Annotated in this window: 25 protein-coding genes; 14 read left to right on the top strand and 11 right to left on the bottom strand. The window is 69.1% G+C overall.

The genetic code is table 11. The annotated features are described in order from the left end of the window. A complete protein-coding gene (ctaD, locus tag MHZ35_RS03560) occupies positions 1 to 1,665 on the top strand; it encodes a cytochrome c oxidase subunit I (RefSeq protein ID WP_239434411.1) in 1,665 nt (554 codons plus the stop codon). Between the two features lie 80 nt (positions 1,666 to 1,745). On the opposite strand, the gene MHZ35_RS03555 is transcribed toward ctaD, so the two are convergent. Next, positions 1,746 to 2,429: a DUF2490 domain-containing protein gene (locus MHZ35_RS03555; RefSeq protein WP_239434410.1), complete on the bottom strand. Its 684-nt coding sequence runs from the start codon at positions 2,427 to 2,429 to the stop codon at positions 1,746 to 1,748. Positions 2,430 to 2,508: 79 nt separating this feature from the next. On the opposite strand from MHZ35_RS03555, the gene MHZ35_RS03550 reads away from it, so the two are divergent. The 8 genes from MHZ35_RS03550 to MHZ35_RS03520 are packed head-to-tail and all read left to right on the top strand — an operon-like array spanning position 2,509 to position 8,325. Beyond that, complete coding sequence (locus MHZ35_RS03550; RefSeq protein ID WP_132883331.1) at positions 2,509 to 3,414, top strand: heme o synthase; 906 nt, start codon at positions 2,509 to 2,511, stop codon at positions 3,412 to 3,414. After that, entirely contained in the window at positions 3,411 to 3,545 is a 135-nt protein-coding gene (locus MHZ35_RS17985; protein ID WP_274615640.1) for a hypothetical protein, read from the top strand. Before MHZ35_RS03550 ends, MHZ35_RS17985 begins: the two co-directional genes overlap by 4 nt. A gap of 47 nt (positions 3,546 to 3,592) precedes the next feature. Further along, entirely contained in the window at positions 3,593 to 4,075 is a 483-nt protein-coding gene (locus MHZ35_RS03545) for a cytochrome c oxidase assembly protein (protein ID WP_239434460.1), read from the top strand. 32 nt (positions 4,076 to 4,107) lie between these two features. Further along, positions 4,108 to 5,019, top strand: a complete 912-nt coding sequence (locus MHZ35_RS03540; RefSeq protein WP_125959330.1) for a cytochrome c oxidase subunit 3 — start codon at positions 4,108 to 4,110, stop codon at positions 5,017 to 5,019. Then, a complete protein-coding gene (locus MHZ35_RS03535) occupies positions 4,979 to 5,404 on the top strand; it encodes a DUF983 domain-containing protein (RefSeq protein WP_446741009.1) in 426 nt (141 codons plus the stop codon). The genes MHZ35_RS03540 and MHZ35_RS03535 overlap by 41 nt, the downstream gene beginning before the upstream one ends. After that, on the top strand, positions 5,401 to 6,015 hold the full coding sequence (locus MHZ35_RS03530; protein WP_239434408.1) for an SURF1 family protein: 615 nt from the start codon (positions 5,401 to 5,403) through the stop codon (positions 6,013 to 6,015). The genes MHZ35_RS03535 and MHZ35_RS03530 overlap by 4 nt, the downstream gene beginning before the upstream one ends. 40 nt (positions 6,016 to 6,055) lie before the next feature. Next, on the top strand, positions 6,056 to 7,459 hold the full coding sequence (gene thrC, locus MHZ35_RS03525; RefSeq protein ID WP_239434407.1) for a threonine synthase: 1,404 nt from the start codon (positions 6,056 to 6,058) through the stop codon (positions 7,457 to 7,459). Then, positions 7,456 to 8,325, top strand: coding sequence for a class I SAM-dependent methyltransferase (locus tag MHZ35_RS03520; RefSeq protein ID WP_132883337.1), 870 nt, complete (start codon positions 7,456 to 7,458; stop codon positions 8,323 to 8,325). The genes thrC and MHZ35_RS03520 overlap by 4 nt, the downstream gene beginning before the upstream one ends. A 166-nt stretch (positions 8,326 to 8,491) precedes the next feature. On the opposite strand, the gene MHZ35_RS03515 is transcribed toward MHZ35_RS03520, so the two are convergent. The 3 genes from MHZ35_RS03515 to MHZ35_RS03505 are packed head-to-tail and all read right to left on the bottom strand — an operon-like array spanning position 8,492 to position 10,115. Further along, positions 8,492 to 9,127, bottom strand: a complete 636-nt coding sequence (locus MHZ35_RS03515; protein ID WP_239434406.1) for a heme exporter protein CcmB — start codon at positions 9,125 to 9,127, stop codon at positions 8,492 to 8,494. Further along, the gene (gene ccmA, locus MHZ35_RS03510) at positions 9,124 to 9,708 is read right to left on the bottom strand and encodes a heme ABC exporter ATP-binding protein CcmA (RefSeq protein ID WP_239434405.1); all 585 of its coding nucleotides are present in this window, start codon (positions 9,706 to 9,708) and stop codon (positions 9,124 to 9,126) included. Before ccmA ends, MHZ35_RS03515 begins: the two co-directional genes overlap by 4 nt. Then, positions 9,705 to 10,115 (bottom strand): metallopeptidase family protein, encoded by a 411-nt coding sequence (locus MHZ35_RS03505; protein WP_239434404.1) that lies wholly within the window; start codon positions 10,113 to 10,115, stop codon positions 9,705 to 9,707. Before MHZ35_RS03505 ends, ccmA begins: the two co-directional genes overlap by 4 nt. Positions 10,116 to 10,162: 47 nt before the next feature. Between MHZ35_RS03505 and MHZ35_RS03500 the strand changes: the two genes are divergently transcribed. From MHZ35_RS03500 to MHZ35_RS03490, 3 genes are read left to right on the top strand one after another with little or no spacing between them, the layout of a single operon-like run. Beyond that, a complete protein-coding gene (locus MHZ35_RS03500; RefSeq protein WP_239434403.1) occupies positions 10,163 to 10,450 on the top strand; it encodes a 4a-hydroxytetrahydrobiopterin dehydratase in 288 nt (95 codons plus the stop codon). A gap of 35 nt (positions 10,451 to 10,485) precedes the next feature. After that, positions 10,486 to 11,619 (top strand): UV DNA damage repair endonuclease UvsE, encoded by a 1,134-nt coding sequence (uvsE, locus tag MHZ35_RS03495; RefSeq protein WP_239434402.1) that lies wholly within the window; start codon positions 10,486 to 10,488, stop codon positions 11,617 to 11,619. Between the two features lie 60 nt (positions 11,620 to 11,679). Beyond that, positions 11,680 to 12,120 (top strand): DUF4126 domain-containing protein, encoded by a 441-nt coding sequence (locus MHZ35_RS03490; protein WP_239434401.1) that lies wholly within the window; start codon positions 11,680 to 11,682, stop codon positions 12,118 to 12,120. Between the two features lie 97 nt (positions 12,121 to 12,217). On the opposite strand, the gene MHZ35_RS03485 is transcribed toward MHZ35_RS03490, so the two are convergent. The 3 genes from MHZ35_RS03485 to ruvB all read right to left on the bottom strand — a co-directional run bounded on the left by MHZ35_RS03485 (position 12,218) and on the right by ruvB (position 17,189). Continuing rightward, a complete protein-coding gene (locus tag MHZ35_RS03485; RefSeq protein ID WP_239434400.1) occupies positions 12,218 to 15,355 on the bottom strand; it encodes a TRCF domain-containing protein in 3,138 nt (1,045 codons plus the stop codon). Between the two features lie 105 nt (positions 15,356 to 15,460). Then, entirely contained in the window at positions 15,461 to 16,048 is a 588-nt protein-coding gene (locus MHZ35_RS03480; RefSeq protein WP_125959339.1) for a cysteine hydrolase family protein, read from the bottom strand. A gap of 118 nt (positions 16,049 to 16,166) precedes the next feature. Continuing rightward, positions 16,167 to 17,189, bottom strand: coding sequence for a Holliday junction branch migration DNA helicase RuvB (gene ruvB / locus MHZ35_RS03475; RefSeq protein WP_129343185.1), 1,023 nt, complete (start codon positions 17,187 to 17,189; stop codon positions 16,167 to 16,169). A 122-nt stretch (positions 17,190 to 17,311) separates the two neighbouring features. Between ruvB and MHZ35_RS03470 the strand changes: the two genes are divergently transcribed. Together MHZ35_RS03470 and MHZ35_RS03465 are read left to right on the top strand one after the other, a co-directional pair. Beyond that, positions 17,312 to 18,214: a 2-hydroxyacid dehydrogenase gene (locus tag MHZ35_RS03470; protein ID WP_239434399.1), complete on the top strand. Its 903-nt coding sequence runs from the start codon at positions 17,312 to 17,314 to the stop codon at positions 18,212 to 18,214. A 51-nt stretch (positions 18,215 to 18,265) separates the two neighbouring features. Continuing rightward, complete coding sequence (locus tag MHZ35_RS03465) at positions 18,266 to 20,332, top strand: MGH1-like glycoside hydrolase domain-containing protein (RefSeq protein WP_239434398.1); 2,067 nt, start codon at positions 18,266 to 18,268, stop codon at positions 20,330 to 20,332. Positions 20,333 to 20,476: 144 nt separating this feature from the next. On the opposite strand, the gene MHZ35_RS03460 is transcribed toward MHZ35_RS03465, so the two are convergent. The 4 genes from MHZ35_RS03460 to MHZ35_RS03445 form a co-directional block, all read right to left on the bottom strand. Beyond that, entirely contained in the window at positions 20,477 to 20,836 is a 360-nt protein-coding gene (locus MHZ35_RS03460; protein ID WP_239434397.1) for a nuclear transport factor 2 family protein, read from the bottom strand. A gap of 172 nt (positions 20,837 to 21,008) precedes the next feature. Then, complete coding sequence (ruvA, locus tag MHZ35_RS03455) at positions 21,009 to 21,611, bottom strand: Holliday junction branch migration protein RuvA (protein WP_132883343.1); 603 nt, start codon at positions 21,609 to 21,611, stop codon at positions 21,009 to 21,011. Beyond that, positions 21,608 to 22,114, bottom strand: a complete 507-nt coding sequence (gene ruvC / locus MHZ35_RS03450; RefSeq protein WP_229362807.1) for a crossover junction endodeoxyribonuclease RuvC — start codon at positions 22,112 to 22,114, stop codon at positions 21,608 to 21,610. The genes ruvA and ruvC overlap by 4 nt, the downstream gene beginning before the upstream one ends. Further along, entirely contained in the window at positions 22,111 to 22,854 is a 744-nt protein-coding gene (locus tag MHZ35_RS03445) for a YebC/PmpR family DNA-binding transcriptional regulator (RefSeq protein ID WP_125959345.1), read from the bottom strand. The genes ruvC and MHZ35_RS03445 overlap by 4 nt, the downstream gene beginning before the upstream one ends. Between the last annotated feature and the right edge of the window lie 23 nt (positions 22,855 to 22,877).

Here is a 22,877-nt window from a genome sequence, read left to right as displayed (position 1 = left end):
ATGACCGACACCGCCCTGCAGCCCTCTGCGTTCGAGGCGCACTCGCATGATTCGCATGATCATCATGCGGACCATCGCCCTGGTTTCTTCGCGCGCTGGTTCCTGTCCACGAACCACAAGGACATCGGCACCCTCTACCTGATCTTCGCGATCTTCATGGGCGTGGTCGGCGGCGCCATCTCCGGCTTGATGCGCTGGGAGCTGGCGGAGCCCGGCATCCAGCATCTTGGCAGCTGGGCGACCTGGCTCGCGGGCTCGGAACAGAGCCTGGACGAGTCGCTCCACCTCTGGAACGTGATGATCACCGCCCACGGGCTGATCATGGTGTTCTTCATGGTGATGCCGGCGATGATCGGCGGGTTCGGCAACTGGTTCGTGCCGATCATGATCGGGGCACCGGACATGGCGTTCCCGCGCATGAACAACGTGTCCTTCTGGCTGCTGGTGCCCTCGGGCATCCTGCTGCTCGCCTCGCCCTTCTTCGGCGGCGCGGGTACCGGCTGGACGGTCTATGCGCCGCTGTCGACCTATGGCGAGCCCTCGGCCTCGGTCGACATGGCGATCCTGTCGCTGCACCTGTCGGGCGCCAGCTCGATCCTGGGCGCGATCAACTTCATCACCACCATCTTCAACATGCGCGCCCCGGGCATGACGCTGCACAAGATGCCGCTGTTCGCCTGGTCGGTGCTGGTCACGGCCTTCCTGCTGCTCTTGTCGCTGCCGGTGCTGGCCGCGGCGATCACCATGCTGCTGACCGACCGCAATTTCGGCACCACCTTCTTCGACCCGGCCGGCGGCGGCGATCCGGTGCTCTACCAGCACCTGTTCTGGTTCTTCGGCCATCCGGAGGTCTACATCATGATCCTGCCGGGCTTCGGCATGATCAGCCATGTGGTCGCGACCTTCAGCCGCAAGCCGGTGTTCGGCTACCTCGGCATGGCCTATGCCATGGTCGCGATCGGCGCCGTCGGCTTCATCGTGTGGGCGCACCACATGTTCACGACCGGTCTCAGCGTAAACACCAAGATGTACTTCACCGCCGCGACGATGATCATCGCGGTGCCGACCGGCATCAAGATCTTCTCGTGGATCGCGACCATGTGGGGCGGCTCGCTGCGCTTCCCGACCCCGATGCTGTGGGCGCTGGGCTTCATCTTCATGTTCACGGTCGGTGGCGTGACCGGCGTCATCCTCGCCAACGGCGGCGTCGACGATTACATGCACGACACCTACTATGTCGTCGCGCACTTCCACTATGTGCTGTCGCTGGGCGCAGTGTTCGCCCTATTCGCCGGCTTCTACTACTGGTTCCCCAAGATGTCGGGGAAGATGTACAACGAGCTGCTCGGCAAGCTGCACTTCTGGGTGTTCTTCGTCGGCGTGAACGTACTGTTCTTCCCGATGCACTTCCTGGGTGCCAACGGCATGCCGCGCCGCATCCCGGACTATCCGGACGCTTTCGCGTACTGGAACCACATCGCCTCGATTGGCTATGTGATCATGGCAGTCGGCATTGTGATCTTCCTGATCAACCTGGTCGTGTCGCTGGCAAGCGGCCGCCGCGCCGGCGACAATCCCTGGGGGGAAGGCGCGACCACGCTGGAGTGGACGCTGTCGTCTCCGCCGCCCTACCACCAGTTCGAGACGCTGCCGAAGGTCGACTGACCCTCCAGCACCTCCGCAAGCAAAAACGCCCCGGGGAGCATCCTCCCCGGGGCGTTTTCTTTATCCGCTGCCGCCGGAGATCAGGGGCGGACGAACAGGCTAACCGAGGCCACGTGGTTGACCGCGGTCTCGCCCCCGGTGCGGTTCACCAACTGGTTGAGATATCCCGCCTCGATGGTCGACTTGCCCTTCAGCGGCACCTCGACGCCCACGAAGCTGCGCAGCTGGTCGAAGCCGCCGCGGGCGCCCCAGTCGGTGTCGTTGAGCGCGAACATGGCTTCCGCGGAGAGCAGCGCCTTGAGCGGCTTCGTCCCGCCCGCGATCGGCGTCTCCAGGCGGGCCATCTGGCGCACGCGCAGCCCGGTGTCGCTGAAACCGTCCACCCAGCGCTGCTCGAGTCGCGTGCGCGAGGACAGCTCGGTCGCGCCCGGCACCAGCGTCCACGACAGCTGCTGGAGGCTGCGGTGCTCGTCACGGTCGGGCGCGGGCCCCTCCACCGGCTGCACAACATAGGCATAGCCCTGGTAGACGCTGACCTGGTCGCTCAATCGCCAGCCGATCGCCCCCCGCAGGAGGGCCTGCCGCAACTCGGAGAGCCCTTCCATCAGCCGGGGCTGCGCCTCGACAAAGTAGAGAAGGTCGTCCTTGGCAGATCCGGTCACGGTGACGTTGATCCAGACCTGCTCGTCCTGCGTCGTCCGAGCGATCGCCGGCGTGGAAGCCATGGAGGCGGCAAGGGTCGCGCAGGCCAGAAGTGTTCGCATGGGGTCTCCTGTATCGCAGCGGCGGGTAGCGGCAACCCTTTCGCCGCGGCGTCCGCCGGACTATACACGGACGCAGCCCATGACGACCGCAGTTTCCCTGACGATGCCCGCCGATTGGCGGGACTTCCTCGCCCTCACCAAGCCGCGCGTGATGACCCTGGTGGTCTTCACCGGCCTGTGCGGCATGCTCGCCGCCCCCGTCGGCATCCATCCCGTGCTCGGCTTCACCGCGATCCTGTGCATCGCGCTCGGCGCCGGGGCGGCAGGTGCGCTCAACCAGTGGTACGAGGCGGATCTGGATGCACACATGAAGCGCACCCGCGGCCGTCCGCTCCCCGCCGGGCGTATGGACCGGCAGTCGGCTCTGCATTTCGGTGTCGGGCTCGCGGTGTTCTCGGTCGCGCTGATGGGGCTGGCGATCAACCTGGCCGCGGCCGCGATCCTGACCGTCTCGATCCTCTTCTATGTGCTGATCTACACCGTCTGGCTGAAGCGCCGCACGCCGCAGAACATCGTCATCGGCGGCGCGGCCGGTGCCTTCCCGCCGCTGATCGGCTGGGCGGCGGCGACTGGCGAGATCGCGCTGCTGCCGCTGCTGCTGTTCGCGCTGGTGTTCCTGTGGACGCCCCCGCACTTCTGGGCGCTCGCGCTGTTCGTCCGCATGGACTATGCGGCGGCCGGCGTGCCGATGCTGCCGGTGGTGGCGGGCGAACGCACCACCCGTACCCAGATCGGCCTCTACACCATCCCCATGGCGCTGGCCGCGATCGCCCCCTGGCCGCTTGGCCTCGCCGGCCCGATCTATGGCGCGGTTTCGGTTGCGATGACGGCCGTGTTCGGCTGGTTCGCGCTGGGCGTGGCTCGGCGCACGACAGCGCCCGAGGGCGACACGATGCAGCCGGAAAAGCGCCTGTTCGGCTATTCGATCCTCTACCTCTTCGTGGTGTTCGGCGCGCTGGTCGTCGACCGGTGGCTGCTGCCGTGACGCCGGAGGAGGAGGCCCTGGTTCGCGCCCGTCAGCGATCACGTGCGAAGGTGATGGCGTGGCTGCTCGGCGCGCTGGTGGTGCTCGTGTTCGCGATCAGCATCGTCAAGATCCAGGCAGGGATGATGTGACCCGCAACGGCCGCACCGCGCTGCTCGCCGGCCTTGCCGCCGTGTCGATGACGGGTCTCGGCTGGGCGAGCGTGCCCCTCTACCGCGTCTTCTGCCAGGTGACGGGGCTGAACGGCACCACGCAGCGCGGCGAGCTGGCGCCCGGCGGCATCGGCGACAAGGTCACCGTTCGCTTCGACAGCAACGTGGCGCCCAACCTCAAGTGGCGCTTTCGACCCGAGCGGCCGGCCGAGACGATCGACATCGGCGCGCGCGACATGGCGTTCTTCACCGCCAAGAACCTGACCGACCGCCCGATCACCGGCACGGCCACCTTCAACGTGACCCCCGCCCAGGCCGGCAAGTATTTCACCAAGATCCAGTGCTTCTGCTTCACCGAGCAGACGCTCCAGCCGGGCGAGGAGGTGCGGATGCCCGTGATCTTCTACGTCGATCCCAAGCTCGCGAGCGATCCCGACACCCGCGACGTGCGTGTGATCACCCTGTCCTATACGTTTTACCCGGTGGATTCCCCCCGAACGCCAAGCTAGACCTTTGCGGACAAGAGAGGATGGGGACGACGATGGCCGGAACCAAGAACCACGATTATCACATCCTGCCGCCGAGCCCGTGGCCGATGCTGAGCAGCTTCGCCGCGCTGGTGCTGGCCGTGGGCGGCATCATGTACATGCGCGATGCGGCCTATGGCGGCCTGGTGTTCGGTGCCGGGCTGATCGCGGTTCTGGCCTGCATGGGCCTGTGGTGGGCCGACGTGATCCGCGAAGCGCGCGCCGGCGACCATACCCCCGTCGTGCAGCTTCACCTGCGCTACGGCATGGTGCTCTTCATCGCCTCCGAGGTGATGTTCTTCCTGGGCTGGTTCTGGGCCTGGTTCGATTTCGCGCTGTTCCCGGCCGCCGTGCAGTTCAACCATGAGGACGGGGTCTCGCTGATCGACTCCGCGTCGCAGCTCGCCGCGCAATGGCCGCCGGCCGGCATCGAGGTCCTCGACGCGTTCCAGCTTCCGCTGCTCAACACCTTCCTGCTGCTGCTCTCGGGCACGACGATCACCTGGGCCCATCACGCGCTGATCCATGGGCAGCGCGGTGGCCGCCGGGTCGGCCTGTGGGGCCTGCTCGGTGTCGGCGAGGACGATGGCGTCAAGAAGGGCCTGTGGCTGACGATCGTGCTCGGGCTGCTGTTCTCGTGCATCCAGGCGTATGAATATGCGCATGCTCCCTTCCCGTTCGGGACGATCAACTACACCTCCGCCTTCTACATGGCGACGGGCTTCCACGGCTTTCACGTCATCGTCGGCACGATCTTCCTGATCGTGAACCTGGTGCGAGTGTACCAAGGCGACTTCACGCCGCGGCAGCATTTCGGCTTCGAGGCGGCGGCCTGGTACTGGCACTTCGTCGACGTGGTCTGGCTGTTCCTGTTCGTCACCGTCTATGTCTGGGGCGGATGGGGCGCGCCGGTCCACGCGGGCTGACGTGACGGGCCCCGCCGGCACGCCGCCGGAACCCCTGGCGGCCGCGACCGGCGGGCTCTGCCCGCGCTGCGGGGCGAAGACGCTGTTTTCCGGCTTCATCGCCTTTGCCCCCAGCTGCACCAACTGCGGCCTCGACTTCCTCCAGTTCAACGTGGGTGATGGCCCCACGGTGTTCCTGACGATGGGCATTGGAACGCTGGTGACGGTGCTCGCCGTGGTGGTCGAGCTGCTCTTCTCGCCGCCGACCTGGCTGCACGTGGTGCTGTGGCTGCCGCTCACCCTGGGCGGCGTGGCGGTGTCGCTGCGCTTTACCAAGGCGCTGCTGCTCGCGCTGGAATATCGCAACGCCGCGCGCGAGGCGCGGCTGACGAGCGACGAGGCATGAGGCGCCTTCCCGCCGTCGCCACCGCAGCGGTGCTGCTGGCGGTGGCCGCGATGCTCGCCCTCGGCTTCTGGCAGCTCCACCGGCGGGACCAGAAGGAAGCGATGATCGCCCGCTTCACCGCCAACGCCGGAAAGGACGTCCTCCCCCTTCCCCGCGCCCCCACCGACGATCTGCTGTTCCGCCGCGTGACCGCCCGGTGCTTGGCGGTGACAGGCTGGAGCGTCAGCGCGGGTCGCACCGAAGACGGCACCCCGGGCTGGCGCCACATCGCCCACTGCAAGACCGGTCCGCGCACGGCGGCGTTCCGCGCCGACATGGGCGTCGGGAACGATCCCAAGCTGCGCCCCAACTGGGAAGGGGGCCGGGTCACGGGCCTGCTGACACAAGCCCCGACCGGCACGCCCGCCATTGCCGCGGCCTTCGGCGCGCGAGCGGCGAAGGTGTGGATGATCGTCGCCGAGGCGCCCGCACCCGGCCTTGCACCCAGCCACCAGCCCGATCCCGCCGATGTCCCCAACAACCATTTTGCCTATGCCGTGCAGTGGTTCGCCTTCGCAGCCATCGCGGCTGCCATCTATGCACTGGCACTTCGGTGGCGGCTGAAGGGCTGACGCGCTTGTGCCCTCCCGGCCGGGGGGCTAACGCCTCCGCATGCGCTATGTGAGCACCAGGGGGAATGCGCCGGTCCTCGATTTCGAGGGCGCGACGCTGGCAGGGCTGGCCGCCGATGGCGGACTCTATGTGCCGGAGGCGTGGCCGACGCTGTCGCGCGACGAGATTACGGCGCTTGCCGGCCTCTCCTATGCCGAGACGGCAGTGCGCGTGATGCTCCCCTTCATCGGCGACAGCCTGAGCGAAGACGAACTGCGCGACCTCTGCCAGCGCGCCTATGGCACCCGCTTCGCCCATGCTGCGGTCACCCCGCTCGTCCAGCTCGACCATCGCCATTGGCTGCTGGAGCTGTTCCATGGGCCGACGCTCGCGTTCAAGGACGTGGCGCTCCAACTGCTCGGCCTGTTGTTCGAACGCTTCCTGACCGGCCGGTCGGAGCATGTGACGGTGATCGGCGCGACCTCGGGCGACACCGGCTCGGCGGCGATCGACGCGCTTGCCGGCCGCACCGGCGTCGACATCTTCATGCTTCACCCGCATGGCCGCGTGTCGGACGTGCAGCGGCGGCAGATGACGACGGTGCTCGCCCCCAACGTCCACAACGTCGCCATCGACGGCAGCTTCGACGATGCGCAGGCGCTGGTGAAGGCGATGTTCAACGCGCCGGACTTCGCCGGCCGCTTCCACCTGTCGGCGGTGAACTCGATCAACTGGGCCCGGCTGATGGCGCAGGTGGTCTATTACTTCTACACCGCCGTCCGCCTGGGCGCACCCGAGCGGCCGGTCGCCTTCTCCGTCCCGACCGGCAATTTCGGGGACGTGTTCGCAGGCTATGTCGCGCAGCGTATGGGGCTGCCGGTGGCCAAGCTGGTGGTCGCGACCAACGTCAACGACATCCTCCATCGCGCGCTGTCCGCGGGCGACTATTCCACCGGCACCGTCACCGCTACCGACACACCGTCGATGGACATCCAGGTCAGCTCCAACTTCGAACGGCTGCTGCACGACCTCGGCGGCCGGGACGGGGCGGCACTCGCGCTGCAGATGCAGGGTTTCGAAACCAGCCGCGCGATGCAGCTGAGTGGCGCGCATCGGGACGGTGCGGCTGCTCTCTTCACCAGCGCACGCATCGACGCGGACGGCATGATGGGCGCCATGCGCTGGGCATGCGAGCGCACGGGCGAGCTGATCGACCCGCACACCGCGATCGGCCTCGCCGCCGCGCGGGAGCTGGACATTGCGCCCGACGTTCCCGTCGTCACGCTCGCCACCGCCCATCCGGCCAAGTTCCCGGACGCGGTCGAGCGGGCGACCGGCCATCGCCCGGCCCTGCCTGCTCGCGTAGGCGACCTGTTCGAACGCGAGGAGCGCTGCGATCGCCTGCCCGCCACGTTCGAGACGGTGACCGGCTATATCGCCGAGCGTGCGGTGGCACGCGCGTGAAGCTCATCAGCCTGATCGGTGAGCCCTGGCCCGACTATGGCCTGGTGGACTCCGGGCATGGCCGAAAGCTCGAGCGCTACGGCCCCTATCGCTTCATCCGTCCGGAACCCCAGGCGATGTGGGCACCCGCTTCCCCGGACTGGGATGCGCACGGCGAGTTCGTGCCCGGCTCCGACGAGGAAGGCGGCGGCCGCTGGCAATTCGACAAGCCGGTACCGCGCGAGGGCTGGCCGCTCGCCTGGAACGAGGTTCGCTTCACTGCGCAGAACACGCCCTTCCGCCACCTCGGCTTCTTTCCGGACATGGCGCCAGTGTGGAGCTGGATGCGCGAGCAGCTGAGCGACGCGCAGGATCCGGAGTGCCTCAACCTGTTCGGCTACACCGGGGTCGGCACCCTCGCGCTCGCCTCGGCCGGCGCCCGGATGGTGCACGTCGACGCATCCAAGAAGTCGGTCGAGGCCGCGCGTGGCAACGCCGTGCTCTCGGGCATGACCGACCTGCCCGTCCGCTGGCTGGTGGAGGACGCCAGCAAGTTCGTGGCGCGTGAGGTGCGCCGCAACCGCCGCTACGACGGCATCCTGCTCGATCCGCCCAAATGGGGCCGCGGCCCCAATGGCGAGGTGTGGAAGCTGGAGGATCACCTCCCGGGCCTCATCGCCGACTGCCGCCAGCTGCTGGACGAAAACTCCCGCTTCCTGTTCCTGACCGTCTACGCGGTGCGCATGTCCGCGCTGGCGATCGGCGAACTGCTGCGCCAGGCGCTCGCCGATCTGGGCGGCACCGTCGAATGCGGCGAGCTCGGCGTTCGCGAAGAAGCCCGCGGCCTGACGCTGCCGACGGCGATTTTCGCGCGGTGGCGGCGGTAGCCGACAGGTCCACGTTGAGCCTGAACGTCCCGCCCAAGCCTTTTTCCGTTCGCCTCGAGTAGCCATCGAGCTTGTCGAGATGGCGTATCGAGAGGTCAGCGCTCGTGGCTCTCTCGACACGGGCTCTCGACAAGCTCGATTTTTGCTCGGGACAAACGAAGTGGGTCTACTCCCGCGCAAAGCGCAGCGCGGCGCCCGCCACGAACGGGGCGCCTGCCAGCAGCAGCAGGCTGGTGGCCGCCACCAGCTTGAGGCCGGAACTGCCGCCCTCCAGCGCGCCGGCGCCGAACACCAGCAGGGGGAGCGCGAAGGGCAGCATCACCATGCCGGCCACCGCGCCCGCGCCGCGCAGGCCGGCGACCAGCGCGGCGGTTGCGACGGCCAATGCCGCCAGGCCGGGCGTGCCGAGCAGCAGCCCGAGTTCCAGCCTCAACAGCACGTCCGCCGGCATCTCCAGCAGCGCAGCGCTGAGCGCCGCGGCCAGCATCACTGCGGGGCCGAAGCCGATCCAATGGCCCAGGATCTTGGCGAGCGCCACGCCCGCACCGGACAGGCGGCGCACCGCGAACTGGTCGATCACGCCTGATTCGAGATCCGGCAGCACCAGCCGCTCGACCGGCAGCAGCGCGGCGAGAAGCGCGGTCGCCCACACCACTCCGCCGCCGATCCGCGCGAGCAACTTCGCGTCCGGGCCGATCGCGAACGGGAAGAGCGTCGCCACCAGCAGGAAGAAGGCGAGCGTCAGCATCAGCCCGCCGCCGCTCCACGCGCGGCGCAGCTCGCGCAGCACGATCGCGATCATGCCGCCGGCTCCAGCGGCAGCACGCGGGCACCGGGCAGCGCCACCGGCACATGGCTTGCCACCAGCACGATGCCGCCGCCGCCGCGGTGCCGTGCCACCAGCCCCTCCAGCAGGGTGGTCGAGGCGGCGTCGAGGCCGTTGACGGGCTCGTCCAGCAGCCAGATGGCGGCACCGCCCGCGACCACCCGCGCCAGCGCCGCACGCCTACGCTGGCCGGTCGACAGCATCCGCACGGGTACTTCCGCGAGCGCACCGAGCCCCACCGCCTCCAGTGCATCCGGCACCCGCCCGCGCGCGCCATCGAGCGCCGCCCAAAAGCCGACGGCGTCGCTGAGCGTGCGTTCCGGATCGAGTGCGGCGGCCTCCGCCAGCAGCGCCCGCGCGCCGCTCGCGTCGACCCGGCCCGCGGCCGGGGCGAGCAGGCCGGCGGCGATGCGGATCAGGCTGGACTTGCCGACGCCGTTGGGGCCGGTCACCAGCGCCGCCTCCCCGGCGGCAAGCGCAAGGCTGAATCTCTCGAACAACAGCCGCCCGCCACGTATGCAGGCAACGTCGTCCAGCACGAGCGCCGCCGTGCTCACGCGCCCGCGGCTTCCTCCAGCGCGTGCATGTCGGCGTCCGACAGGCCGAAATGATGCCCCACCTCATGCACCACGACATGGGTGATGAGCGCTTCCAGCGAGACGTCGGTCTCGACCCACTCGTCGAGCAAGGCGCGGCGATACAGGTGGATGCGGTCGGGCATCGCAGCGCCGGCCCAGGCGGATTTCTCGCCCACCGGCAGCCCGTGGTAGAGGCCGGTCAGCGCGAACGGGTCCTCGATGCCCATCACATCCAGCGTCTCGTCGTCCGCGAACTCCTCGACCAGCAGCACCACGTCCTTCAGGTGCTCGGCAAACGGCTCCGGGATGCGGGCGAGCGCGGCGCGGGCCAGCGCCTCGATGCGGGCGGCGTCGGGGGCGAACTGCAAAGGCGCTTGCTCGGACATGGCTTCGTCCATAGGCCTTGCCGGCGAGGCCGCACAAGGAGGGTCGAATGGAGCTGTTGAACGAGGCGGAGCGCGCCGATGCGCTCGACGGGCTGCCGGACTGGGACCATGACGACGCGCGGGACGCAATCACGCGCAGCTTCACCTTCGACAATTTCAGCCAGGCCTTTGCCTTCATGACGCAGGTGGCGCTGCTGGCGGAGAAGGCCGATCACCACCCGGAATGGTCGAACGTTTGGAACCGCGTGGACATTCTCCTGACCACGCATGACGCGGGCGGACTGTCGTACCGCGACATCGACATGGCGCAGGCGATCGACGCCCTGGTGGAATAACGGACCCTCTGGCGTCCCCGCCCGTTGGACGGGCGATGCCGAACCGATCCGACCGCCCGATGCGGCTGGGCTTTCCCGTCAAGGTGATGGGCAAGCCCGAGCTCAAGAGCAACGACACCCGCCGCTGGCAGGCGGGTCCGCACCTCAAATGCTCGCTCGAGCATGTCGACCGCGTGCTCGACTATTGCGCCGCCAGGGGCATTTCCATGTACCGGCTGTCGTCGGACCTGGCGCCCTATGCCACCCATCCGGACATGCCGCAGTTCCACGCCATGGTGGCGGAAAGCGACGCGGAGCTCGCCGCCTTCGGCGCCAAGGCGCGGTCGCTGGACATGCGGCTGTCGTTCCACCCGTCGCAATATATCCTGCTCAACAGCCCGAACCCGGAACTGACCGCCAAGAGCATCCAGGATCTCGCCAGCCAGTCGGAAATGCTCGACCGCATGGGGCTGGACGACGAGGCGGTGGTCATCACCCATGTCGGCGGCGTCTATGACGATCGCGAGGCGGCGCGCGCCCGCTGGATCGAGGGCTGGGAGCAATGCCCGGAGCATGTCCGCCGCCGGCTGGTGCTGGAGAACGACGACCTCCGCTTCTCGGCCGCCGACGTGCTGTGGATCCATGCGCGCACCGGCGTCCGGCTGATCTTCGACTATCAGCATTTCTGGTGCCTCAACCCGGAAGGGTTGGACCTGCGCGAGACGCTGGAGCGCTTCATGGCGAGCTGGCCCGAAGGCGTCCGCCCCAAGATCCACTTTTCTTCGCCGCGCACCGAGATGCGCGAGGTGAAGCAGAAGATCACGCCCGCCAAGCGCGGCAAGGCGGCCAAGGACGAGGTCACCAAGGCGCCGGTGAAGCCGAACGCGCGGGTGAAGACGGTGCTGCGCCCACCGGTGTGGACGGGCCATGCCGACTTCACCAACCCGTTCGAATTCGCGACCTTCATGCGCACCGCAGAGGGGCTCACCTTCGACGTGATGCTGGAGGGCAAGTCCAAGGACCTGGCCCTGATCAAGCTGCGCGGCGACCTGCTGCGCTATGCGCCCGACGTGGCTGTGCGGTTCGGCATCCATGCCGAGGATGCCGCCGCACTCGCCGCCGACGATGCCGCGCTGGAGAACGGCGTCGATGCGGAGGATGCGCCCGACGTGGACGAAGGCGCCGCCTGATCCCTGGGGATACCCGGCGCCCTCCGCTCGTTGCGTTCCAGACCATTCCAGGAGATCCGCATGCTTCGCTCCCTCCTCATCGGCCTCGTCGCGGGCCAGCGCGCCATGACCCCGCTCGCGCTCGTCGCGGGCGCCGCCCGGCGCGACCGCCTGCCAAAGGATGCGCTGGCGCGCGATCTGCTCGCCCATCCACTGGTCGCGACTGGTGCGGTGGCGCTCGCGGCGGCGGAGATGGCGGGCGACAAGATGCGCACCGCACCCGACCGCACCGTCGTGCTGGGCCTGATCGCGCGCACTGCCACCGCAGCCTTCGCCGGTGCCGCCCTGGCCCCTGCCGAACAGCGCAAGACGGCCGCGGTACTGGCAGCGGCGACCGCGATCGCCGCCTCGTACGTTGGCTTGTCGCTGCGCATGCGGGCGCTGCGCCGCTACGGCCAGGACAAGAGCGGCTTCGTCGAGGACGCCCTGGTCCTCGGCAGCGGATTGGCGATCACGCGCTGACGCGGCCACCATCGCGCTCCTGCGAAGGCAGGAGCTCAGGGCCACACGCGCTGCGTTCCGTAACCTTGGACCCCGGCCTCCGCCGGGGTACGGGGCGTCAGCAGTCGGCTACCTCGCTCAGCAGCGCCTGTACCCGGGCGGCGCGCTCCGCCGCGTCCTCGATGCGCTCGGCCACCACGTACCGGTCCCCCTTCGCCTCCAGCCCCTCGGCCTTCAGCTTCGTCTTGCCATGGGGCGTGAGCGCGATCCCGCCCGGCCCCGCATCGACGCGGGCGACCTCGGCGACCCGCGCCAGCTGGCGGATACGCGCCACCGTCATCAGCCGCTGGGCGTCCTCCGGCAGTTCACCGAACCGATCCTCCAGTTCCTCCTCGAAGCCGTCGAGGGCCGCCTCGTCGGCCAGCCGCGCAAGCCGGGCATAGAGCGTCAGCCGTACCTCGGCTTCCGGGATCCAGTCCTCCGGCAAGCGACCCTCGATCCCCAGGTTCAGCTCCGGGGTCCACACCGTCACCTCCTCCCCGCGCGCCGATCGCAGCGCGAGGCCCAGCAGATGCTGGTACAGGTCCACGCCGATCAGCTTCATGTGCCCGGCTTGGGCCTCGCCCATCAGGTCGCCAGCGCCGCGCATGTCGAGGTCGCGGGCGGAGATCGCAAAGCCCGCACCCAGCCGGTCGAACGCTTGCAGGGTGCGCAGGCGCTTGAGCGTGGACTCGGCGATCTCGGCGCCCGCTTCGGTCATCAGCAGCACCTGCCCGCGACGGCCGCCACGCCCCACCCGACCGCGCAGCTGGTGGAGCTGGCTCAGCCCGAAGCGGTCCGCGTGGTGGACGATCATGGTGTTGGCGCGCGGCACGTCGAGCCCGGCCTCGATGATGTTGGTGGCGAGCAGCACGTCGCCCGCGCCGTTGGCAAAGGCGACCATCGCCTCGTCGATCTCGGCCGCAGGCATCTTGCCATGCGCGGTGACCAGCCGCAGCTCCGGCACCAGCTTCTTCAGCTCCGCCTCCAGCGGCGCCATGTCCTCGATCCGCGGCACCACCACGAAGCTCTGCCCGCCGCGGCCCTTTTCGCGCAGCAGGGCGCTGCGCACCGTCACGGGATCGAAGCTGGCGATGGCGGTGCGGATCGGCTGGCGGCGGGCAGGCGGCGTCGCCAGGATCGACAGCTGTTGCAGGCCCACCAGCGCGGTCTGCAGCGTGCGGGGGATGGGCGTCGCCGACAACGCCATGACATGTCCCGCGCCCAGATCGCGCAGCTTGGCCTTGTCGGCCGCGCCGAAGCGCTGCTCCTCGTCGAGCACCACCAGCGCAAGGTCTTGGTACTCCACCCCGGCACCCGCCACCGCACCGGTGCCGATCACCACCCGGATCGATCCGTCGCCAAGGCCCGTCTTGACCTCTCTCTTCTCCGCCTCGCTCGACAGGCGAGAGAGGCCGGCGACGGCGATGCCGGTGCCTTCGAAGCGCTTCTGAAAGGTTTCCAGGTGCTGGCGAACCAGCACCGTGGTGGGGGCCGCGATCGCCACCTGGCGGCCGGCGAGCGCGACCATCGCAGCCGCGCGCAGGGCCACCTCGGTCTTGCCATAGCCGACGTCGCCGATCACCAGCCGGTCCATCGGCTTGCCCGAGGCGAGGTCGTCGCGCACGGCCGCGATCGCCCGCGCCTGATCCGGCGTCTCGGTAAAGGCGAAGCCGGCGGCGAAGCGTTCGTACGCAGCCGGGTCCGGCTCGATCGGGTCGGTGGTGCGCGCGTCGCGCTCGGCGGCGAGTGCAGCGAGGCCCTTGGCGCTCTCCGCCACCGCCGCATCGATCGCGCCGCGCCGCTTCTCCCAGCTCGATCCGTCGAGCGAGTCGAGTCTCACCGAATCGGCGTCCGCGCCGTAGCGCCAGATGCGGTCGGCCTCGGCGACCGGCACCAGCCGGCGGCCTTCGCGCGCATAGCCGAGCATGATCGCGTCGCCGCCATGCTCACCCGGCAGCGTCTCCAACCCCATCACGGTCCCGATGCCGAAGTCCTCGTGCACCACCACGTCACCGATGCGCAGTTCGCCGGCACCCGCGAACAGCGGGTCGATCGCGGCGACCGCGTTGTCCTCTGCCAGCGCGCGTCCGCCGAGCAGGTCGGAGGCGGCCACCACCGCCAGTCCTTCGACGCGGAACCCGCGCTCGATCGGCGCAACCAGGGTCGCGACCGTACCAGGCCCAAGCGCCCGCGCAGCCTGCCAGCTGGCGACCTCCTGAGGCTCGGTCTTGAGCAGCTTCCTCACCCTTGCCCCCAAGAAGCGTAGGTCGCGGCGCGATCCGACCAGCAGCAGCGCGCCCTCCTCCAGTGCGGCGCGCCCGAACCGCGCAAAGCCGCGCGAGGGCTGGCGCTGCTCGACGAAGCGCGGCGGCACTTCCCCGCCCTCCGGCAGGCCGAGCGTATCGGCCTTGGCCAACTGCGCGTTCCAATCGCTGCCGGACACGACGCCAGCGTTTGCGCGACGACGCTTGGCGCCGTCCTCGGCCAGCGCCAGGAAGCGTTTCCGACGCTTCTCGGCACCGGAGTCGCTGGCAATTGCGACGGGGGGCAAGTGCGCGAAGAGGGATACGCCTGCAGCACCCTCGCCGATGCCCGGTTCCATGGCCCGGCCGATCTCGATGGTGTCCAGCGCCTCTTCGGAGCGCTGCGTCGCGGGATCATAGCCGCGGATCGCGGCGATCCGTCCCTCCACCACCTCGATCCGCACCGGGCGCGGGGCGTCCGCGGGGAAGATGTCGACCACACCGCCCCGCACTGCGACCTCGCCCGGCTCATCCACCCGGTCGTCGGTGAAGTAACCGATCGCCTCCGCCTCGGCACGGAAGGCCTCCGGATCGAGTTCGTCGCCGACCGCCAACGCCGGCGGCGCCGCATCGAAGCTTTCCACCGGCGGCAGCAGCGGCACGGTCGCCTCCGCCGTGGTGATGCAGGCAAGCCGCGGGCGCTTGGCGTCCCCCGCCAGCAGCCGCAGCCGGCGCAGCGCCCCCACGCGCCGGCCCACATTGGCGGCGGAGGGCGGCGCATTGTCGCCCGGGATTGCGTCGCTCGACGGCAGGTGCACCACCGCCGCGTCGGGAGCGAGGGCGGCCAGCGCCGCGGCAATGCGCTCGGCGCGCTGCTCGTCGGCGGCGATGAACAGCAAGTCCTGGCTCGCGATTGCGTCCGCCAGGGCGGCGGCAAGCACGCCATAGGGCATGGAATCTGCGGTCGGCATCAGGCGGCGCCACCGGCGCGCACGGGCAATGGGTGCATCGGGAACTCCAGCACGCCGGGCGGCGCGTGGGGGTTCAAACGAGCGCAGCCCAGCCGCGTTCCTTGGTCACTCCGCCTTGGCGATCCAGTCGGCGAGCGAGCATTCGCGGGTGGGACCGATCTCCGCATCCATGCTGTTGCGCATGATCTCCAGCGCCCATTTGGTGCGCTGTGGATCGCTGCTGGCGACGGCATCCTCGGGCACCCACAGGTCGTACGCCCGCATGTGCGCGTCCGCGGCGGTGAACAGCACGCAAATGTCGGCGGCCACCCCCGTCAGGATCAGCCGGCTGACCCCCAGCTTGGGCAGCAGCACCGGCAGGTTGGTCGAGTAGAAGCCGGAGAACTGCGGCTTGATGATGAAGTAATCGTCCTTGCGGGGCGCCAGCTTGCGGGTGAGCTCGCGCCCCGGCGCATCGCTCTCCGTCACGTTTTCGACCAGGCGCGAGCGTTCGGAATGCCATTCGCCGTTGTTGTCGTTGACGTAGATGACGGGCACGCCCGCCGCGTCGGCCGCCGCGCGCAGCGACAGGATCGGCTCCGCAGCCGCTTCCGCCGCCTCCTGCAACGGGGCCGCATCCTCGAAATCGAGCGCGTTGATCATGTCGATGATCAGCAGCGCCGTCTTGCCGGGCGCCTGTTCCGTGTCCGCCATCGCCTCTCTCCTCGCCGCCGGCGCCTGCGAGCCGGTGGATCGTTCCAGCGCGCGGGGGAGGCTCCTGGTTCCGCTCGCGCCAGACCTGGCGACGGACGCGATCGCCGCCGCCCGGCGCCTAGTCGAAGAGGCCGTCCTGCGTGTTCACCGGGGGCTCGATGCCGAGGTGCTTCCACCCGGCCGAGTTCAGGCAGCGCCCGCGTGCGGTACGCGCGACCATGCCGATCTGGATCAGATAGGGCTCGATCACTTCCTCGATCGTGTCGCGCGGCTCGGAAAGCCCCGCCGCCAGCGTCTCCACGCCAACCGGGCCGCCGCGATACACGTCGGCGATCATCGTCAGGTAGCGCCGGTCCATCGCGTCCAGCCCTTGGTTGTCGACCTCCAGCCGGTTGAGCGCGGCATCGGCCGTGCGCGCGTCGACCGTCTCGGCGCCCGCGACATTGGCGAAGTCGCGCACGCGGCGCAGCAGCCGTCCGGCGATGCGCGGCGTGCCGCGTGCGCGCCGGGCGATCTCGCGCGCACCGTCCGACGCCACGTGCAGGTCGAGCAGCCCGGCCGCCCGCGTCACCACCCGCTCCAGCTCGTCGACCGTGTAGAATTGCAGCCGCACCGGGATGCCGAAGCGGTCGCGCAATGGCGTCGTCAGCAGGCCCTGGCGCGTGGTGGCGCCCACCAGCGTGAAGCGCGGCAGATCGATCCGTACCGATCGCGCCGACGGACCCTCGCCGATCATCAGGTCGAGCGCGCGGTCCTCCATCGCCGGATAGAGCACCTCCTCGACCGCCGGATTGAGGCGGTGGATCTCGTCGATGAACAGCACGTCGCCGTCCTCGAGGTTGGTGAGCAGCGCGGCCAGATCGCCCGACTTGGCGATCACTGGGCCGGAGGTGGCGCGGAAGCCCACGCCCATCTCGCGCGCGACGATCTGCGCCAGCGTCGTCTTGCCGAGCCCTGGAGGTCCGAAGAACAGCACATGGTCGAGCGCATCGCCCCGCGAGCGCGCCGCGTCGATGAACACGCGCAGATTTTCGCGCGCGGCTTTCTGGCCGACGAACTCGTCCAGCGAACGCGGGCGAAGCGCGGCGTCGACGTCCTCGCCGCGCCGGGCGGGCGTCAGAATGCGATCGGCATCGCTCATCGGCTTGCCGGCCCCATGGAGGACGGGATTGCGGCCTTCGGATCGATGATGTCCATGGTTCGTTCCGTACCGATGCACCCCGCCCCCTGTCGAGGCACATCGCACGCCGCTAGGCTGACGCGATGACCGATCTCCCGCCCCTGTTCGTCATGACGCCGCTCGCATCCGAGATGATCGAGCAGTTGGAGCAGCGCTTCACCGTCCACCGCGGCGGCGGTCCGGAGGACACCCGCGCCATCGTCGCCGGTGGCGCAAGCGTCATCGACGCCGCGATGATCGAGGCCCTGCCTCGGCTGGAGATCATCGCGATCAACGGCGTCGGCTATGACGGCATCGATCTGGAGGCGGCCCGCGCCCGCAGCATTCGCGTCACGACGACGCCGGACGTGCTGACCGAGGACGTCGCGGACCAGGCGATCGCGCTCATGCTGGCGGTGCAGCGGCGGATCGCCGTCAACGACCGGATGGTGCGCGACGGCGGCTGGATGGTCCCTCCCGGCCGCCAGGCGAGCGGCCGCCGCATCGGCATCTTCGGCCTCGGCCGCATCGGTCGTGCGATAGCACGCCGCGCCGAGCCGTTCGCGGCCGAGCTCCTCTACACCGCCCGCCATGCGAAGCCGGACCTGCCCTGGCGGTTCCTGCCCGACATCCGCGCCCTGGCAGCCGCTTCGGACGTGCTGATCCTGTCTGCCCCGGGCGGCGAGGAAACGCAGCACATCGTCGGGGCCGAGGTGCTTGCGGAGCTTGGCCCGGACGGCGTGCTCGTCAACGTCGCGCGCGGCAGCCTGGTGGACGAGGCGGCGCTGATCGCGGCGCTCGCCGAGGGGCAGATCGCCGGCGCCGGGCTGGACGTGTTCGAGAACGAGCCGGACGTGCCGCGCGCGCTTCGCCACATGGACCATGTCGTGCTCGCCCCCCACCAAGGGAGCGCCACCGTCGCCGGCCGTGCCGCCATGGCCGCGCTGGTGCTCGCCAACCTCGACGCCTATTTTGCGGGGAAGCCGTTGCCGACGCCGCTGGTCTAAGCGGTCTCCTTTCGCCTAAGCATTGCTCAGACAAAAAAGGGAGAGGCAGGCTTGGCGATCAACCGGACGAAGGGGACGCGCATCGGGCGCGCGGTGCGGGTGCTGGCGCTGCTGGGCGCAGCCGGCTTGCTGAGCGCCGGTGCGACGGCGGGGCCGCCGCAACAGCCGGCCGTGACTGCGCTGCGGATCGATGCGGACGCCGTGCTGCCTGGCCGGTTCGGCAACGACGCGCCCTGGTATCGCGACAATATCCCACTGTTCGAATCGTCCGATCCGAAGCTCGACGCCGTCTATTACTATCGCTGGCAGCTGTTCCGCGCCCACCAGCGCGACCTGGGCGAAAAGGGCTATATCAGCACCGAGTTCATGGACGACGTGGGCTGGCAGCGCGAACCCTATGCGAGTCTCAACGACGCGACCGGCTTCCACCTCTACGAAGGCCGCTGGCTGCGCGATCGCCGCTATGCGGGCGATTACATCGACTTCCTCTACCAGGACGGCGGCAACGACCGGCACTTCAGCGAAGCGATCGCGGATGCCACCTACGCGCGCTTCCTGGTCGACGGCGACCGTATCGATGCGGTCCGCCACCTTTCCGCGATGCGCCACATCTATGGCCTGTGGGACGACAAGTTCGACTTCACCAAGGGGCTCTACTTCATCGAACCGCTGCTCGATGCGACCGAGTACACCATCTCGTCGATCGACGCCTCCGGCGGGAAGGACGGGTTTCGCGGGGGCGATTCGTTCCGGCCGTCGATCAACGCCTATATGTTCGCCAACGCGCGCGCGATCGCCCGCCTGTCCGCCCTTTCAGGGGATGCGAAGACCGCCGCCGACTATGACGCACGCGCCGACCGGCTGCGCACCCGCGTCGAAGAAGCGCTGTGGAGCCCGAAGCTCGGCCACTTCATCGACCGGTACAAGGTCGACAACGAGCATGTGAAGTATTGGGAGCCGATCCGCGGGCGCGAGCTCGCCGGCTATGTGCCCTGGACCTTCGGCCTGCCGAGCAACGACCCACGCTTCGCCAACGCCTGGAAGCACCTGCTGTCGCCGCAGGGGCTAGGCGGACCGTTCGGCATGCGCACGGTGGAGCCGAGCTACCCGCACTACATGCAGCAGTATCGCTACGAAGGCACTGCGCCCGAATGCCAGTGGAACGGACCCATCTGGCCGTTCCAGACAACGCAGACGCTGACCGCCATGGCCAATCTGCTGCGCGACTATCGCCAGAACGTCGTCACCCGCGCCGACTATCTGCGCCTGCTGCGCCAATATGCGCAGCTCCACTATCAGGGCGACCGGCTCGACCTGGAGGAGGATTATCATCCCGACACCGGCAAGCCGATCGTCGGCCTGGCGCGCAGCCACCATTATTTCCACTCGGGCTTCACCGACCTGGTGATCGCCGGGCTGGTCGGCCTGCGTCCGCGCGAGGACGATGTGCTGGAGGTCCACCCGCTGGTACCCGCCGGCACCGGGCCGGACACCCTTCAGTGGTTCCAGTTGCAGGACGTGCCCTATCACGGGCGGCTGGTGACGATCCGCTACGACGCCGACGGCAGCCACTACCGCCAGGGTGCAGGCATGCGCGTGTTGGTCGACGGGCAGGAGGTCGCACGCAGTGCCAAGGCCGAGCGGATCGAAGTGCCCATCGCGCGCCGCGCCGCGCCTGCCCGCGCGACCCGCATCGACCGCGCGGTCGAACTGGTCCGCGGGCAATTTCCCAAGCCGAGCGCGTCGAGCGGCACGCCCGAGCGCATCCACGACGCCGTGGACGGCCGCGTGGTGTTCTTCCCGGAGAACGACCACGGCTGGAGCAGCCAGGCCGGCGAACGCGCACCGTGGCTGCAGGTGGACTTCGGCAAACCAACCGAGCTTTCTTCGGCCGAGCTCGCCTTCTTCGCCGATGCCCAGCACGCCGCGCCGGTAAGCTACACGATCGAGGCGCAGGTCGACGGTCGCTGGCAGAAAGTCACGGCTGAGCAGGACGCTCCGCTCGCCAACGGCATCACCAACGCCCGCTGGTCGCCGCTGCGCGCCACCGCGGTCCGGGTGCGGATGCGCCCGCAAGCGGGAAGGCCGGTACGCGTGGTCGAACTGAAGCTGTTCTGACGAACGCGTAGTCCGGGCCTTGCGGCCCCTCTACCGTGCTCCTGCGCAGGCAGGAGCTCAGGGTTCCAGGCGCCCCAAGCCGTGGCTCTGCTTGGCCCTGGACCCCGGCCTGCGCCGGGGTACGGGACGGGGCGTTGCTTTTGGTTACTGCGTCCTTGCCGGCGGCATCGGCGTGTATTGCGTCGAGAGCAGCCGCCAAGCGCCGCCGGACCGATGCGCGACATAGCGGACGCGCATGGAACGCGACGCGCCGCCCGGAAGCATCACCGACATGCGCGACGTAACCACTGCAGTGTCCCCGGCCGATCGCACGGCGACTTCATCGCTCCGGATCGGCGGCGCAGGCTTCTTCGCCTCAGGCGCGTAGAAGGCGAGGACTTCCGCGCGAGAGTCGACAGCACCAGCCGGCGAGATCTCTTCGTACTCGGGCGAAAGCGTCTCTTCGAGCGCAGCAGGATCGAACCCGAGGCGCGCCGCCTCGAACCGCTCGACCAGTCGACGCACGGCCGCATCCTCAGCACTCGCAGGGCTTGTCGCAAGCAGCGCCACAAGGATCATCGCATGCATCGCCATTTCGACCGTGCTTTCTTTTGGTGCGTCAGCCCTTCCGAGGGCAGCGCCCCCGTTCAGGCATGGGCATCCTGTCGCGCACTGGCCGCGGCGTCCAGCGCAGCCGCTATCGCGCCGCCTTGCGCAGCGCGAGGCGGACGAGCGCATCGAGGCTGGCACCCTCGCCGACCTCCTCGGCCGCTGCCTCGACGGCGCGTGCCGCTTCGGCCGGCTTGAAGCCCAGGTTGAGCAGCGCCGAAACCGCGTCGGCGCTCGCGCCGCCCGCCGGAATCGTGGCACCGGCGACGCCCGCGAGGCCCGGCGCGATGCCGCCGACCTTGTCCTTCAGCTCCATGGCGATGCGCTGGGCTAGCTTGGGCCCCACGCCATTGGCGCGGCCGATGCTGGCCTTGTCGCCCTTGGCGATGGCGGTGCGCAGCTCGTCGGGGGCAAGCACCGACAGGATCGCGAGCGCGACCCGCGCGCCCACGCCCTGCACGCCGGTCAGCAACCGGAACCAGTCACGTTCGTCGGCAGTGGCGAAGCCGACCAGCCGGATGAAGTCCTCGGCCACCAGCATCTCGGTGTGGATGGTGACGTGCTCGCCCACCCCGCCCAGCGCCTGCAGCGTGCGGGACGAGGCGCCGACCAGATAGCCGACGCCGCCTACGTCGATCACCGCGTGGTCGATGCCCGTCGACTCGAGCCGACCTTTGAGATGCGCGATCATGCCCCCACTCCCGTCCGTCGGGCGCGCGCATGGGCGCTCGCCAGGTGATGCGCATGGGTGATCGCCACCGCCAGCGCGTCGGCGGCGTCGGGCCCGGCGAGCTTCACGCCCGGCAATAGATGCCCGACCATCGCCTGGATCTGGCGCTTGTCGGCCCCGCCGGTGCCGACCACCGCCTTTTTGACCACGCTCGGATGATATTCGCCGATCGCCAGTCCCGCGGTGGCGGCGGCGAGCAGCACCACGCCGCGCGCCTGCCCGAGCTTGAGCGTCGACTGCGCATTGCTGTTGCCCAGCACCTCCTCGGCCGCAGCGCTCTCGGGACGCTCGGTGCGGATCACCTCGCCCAGCGCCCCGAACAGGTGGGAGAGGCGCCGGGGCAGCTGCATCGACGGATCGGTGCGGATCTGCCCGTTGGCGACGTGGCTGAGGCGATTGCCGTCCGCGCGGATCAGGCCCCAGCCAGTGGTGCCGAGGCCGGGATCCAGGCCCAGGATGATCAGCCGAGCTTCTCCATAACCGCGTCGGAGACTTCGTAGTTGCCCCACACGGTCTGCACGTCATCGTCGTCGTCGAGCGCGTCGATCAGCTTGAACAGGGTCGCAGCGTCGTCCTCGGTCACTTCGACCATGGTCTGCGGCTTCCAGGCGAGCTTTGCGCCCTCGGCCTCGCCCAGCACCGGCTCCAGCGCCTTGGCGACTTCGTGCAGGTCGCCCTGTGCGGTCCAGATCTCGTGCCCGTCCTCGCTGGAGGTGACGTCCTCGGCACCGGCTTCCAGTGCCGCCTCGAACACCTTTTCGGCGTCGCCGGCGCTTGCCGGATAGTTGATGAGGCCCACGCGGTCGAAGCCGTGGCTGACCGAACCGCTCGCACCCAGGTTGCCGCCGTTCTTCGACACTGCGGTGCGCACGTTGGTGGCGGTGCGGTTGCGGTTATCGGTCAGCGCCTCGATGATGAGGGACACACCGCCGGGCCCGAAGCCCTCGTAGCGGATCTCCTCGTAATTCTCCATATCGCCCTTCGACGCCTTGTCGATCGCGCGCTGGATGTTGTCCTTGGGCATCGACTGCGCCTTGGCGGCGTTCACCGCCGCGCGCAGGCGCGGGTTCATGTCGGGGTCCGGCAGACCCATCTTGGCCGCGACGGTGATTTCGCGGCTGAGCTTGGAGAACATGCCCGAGCGCTTCTTATCCTGCGCGCCCTTGCGGTGCATGATGTTCTTGAACTTGGAATGGCCTGCCATGAATGCCTCTTTTGGGATCTGAA

Source organism: Sphingomonas sp. ACRSK (genome assembly GCF_022346685.1).
Taxonomy (GTDB): Bacteria; Pseudomonadota; Alphaproteobacteria; order Sphingomonadales; family Sphingomonadaceae; genus Sphingomonas; species Sphingomonas molluscorum.
The sequence above is the reverse complement of the archived record's forward strand: the minus strand, read 5'-3'. Positions and strand labels throughout refer to the sequence as shown.

Coding starts and splice junctions, on each gene's coding strand:
- ctaD (WP_239434411.1), top strand. CDS start 1: ATGACCGACACCGCCCTGCAGCCCTCTGCGTTCGAGGCGCACTCGCAT.
- MHZ35_RS03555 (WP_239434410.1), bottom strand. CDS start 2,429: ATGCGAACACTTCTGGCCTGCGCGACCCTTGCCGCCTCCATGGCTTCC.
- MHZ35_RS03550 (WP_132883331.1), top strand. CDS start 2,509: ATGACGACCGCAGTTTCCCTGACGATGCCCGCCGATTGGCGGGACTTC.
- MHZ35_RS03545 (WP_239434460.1), top strand. CDS start 3,593: ATGACGGGTCTCGGCTGGGCGAGCGTGCCCCTCTACCGCGTCTTCTGC.
- MHZ35_RS03540 (WP_125959330.1), top strand. CDS start 4,108: ATGGCCGGAACCAAGAACCACGATTATCACATCCTGCCGCCGAGCCCG.
- MHZ35_RS03535 (WP_446741009.1), top strand. CDS start 4,979: ATGTCTGGGGCGGATGGGGCGCGCCGGTCCACGCGGGCTGACGTGACG.
- MHZ35_RS03530 (WP_239434408.1), top strand. CDS start 5,401: ATGAGGCGCCTTCCCGCCGTCGCCACCGCAGCGGTGCTGCTGGCGGTG.
- thrC (WP_239434407.1), top strand. CDS start 6,056: ATGCGCTATGTGAGCACCAGGGGGAATGCGCCGGTCCTCGATTTCGAG.
- MHZ35_RS03515 (WP_239434406.1), bottom strand. CDS start 9,127: ATGATCGCGATCGTGCTGCGCGAGCTGCGCCGCGCGTGGAGCGGCGGC.
- MHZ35_RS03505 (WP_239434404.1), bottom strand. CDS start 10,115: ATGTCCGAGCAAGCGCCTTTGCAGTTCGCCCCCGACGCCGCCCGCATC.
- MHZ35_RS03500 (WP_239434403.1), top strand. CDS start 10,163: ATGGAGCTGTTGAACGAGGCGGAGCGCGCCGATGCGCTCGACGGGCTG.
- uvsE (WP_239434402.1), top strand. CDS start 10,486: ATGCCGAACCGATCCGACCGCCCGATGCGGCTGGGCTTTCCCGTCAAG.
- MHZ35_RS03490 (WP_239434401.1), top strand. CDS start 11,680: ATGCTTCGCTCCCTCCTCATCGGCCTCGTCGCGGGCCAGCGCGCCATG.
- MHZ35_RS03485 (WP_239434400.1), bottom strand. CDS start 15,355: ATGCCGACCGCAGATTCCATGCCCTATGGCGTGCTTGCCGCCGCCCTG.
- MHZ35_RS03480 (WP_125959339.1), bottom strand. CDS start 16,048: ATGGCGGACACGGAACAGGCGCCCGGCAAGACGGCGCTGCTGATCATC.
- ruvB (WP_129343185.1), bottom strand. CDS start 17,189: ATGAGCGATGCCGATCGCATTCTGACGCCCGCCCGGCGCGGCGAGGAC.
- MHZ35_RS03470 (WP_239434399.1), top strand. CDS start 17,312: ATGACCGATCTCCCGCCCCTGTTCGTCATGACGCCGCTCGCATCCGAG.
- ruvA (WP_132883343.1), bottom strand. CDS start 21,611: ATGATCGCGCATCTCAAAGGTCGGCTCGAGTCGACGGGCATCGACCAC.
- MHZ35_RS03445 (WP_125959345.1), bottom strand. CDS start 22,854: ATGGCAGGCCATTCCAAGTTCAAGAACATCATGCACCGCAAGGGCGCG.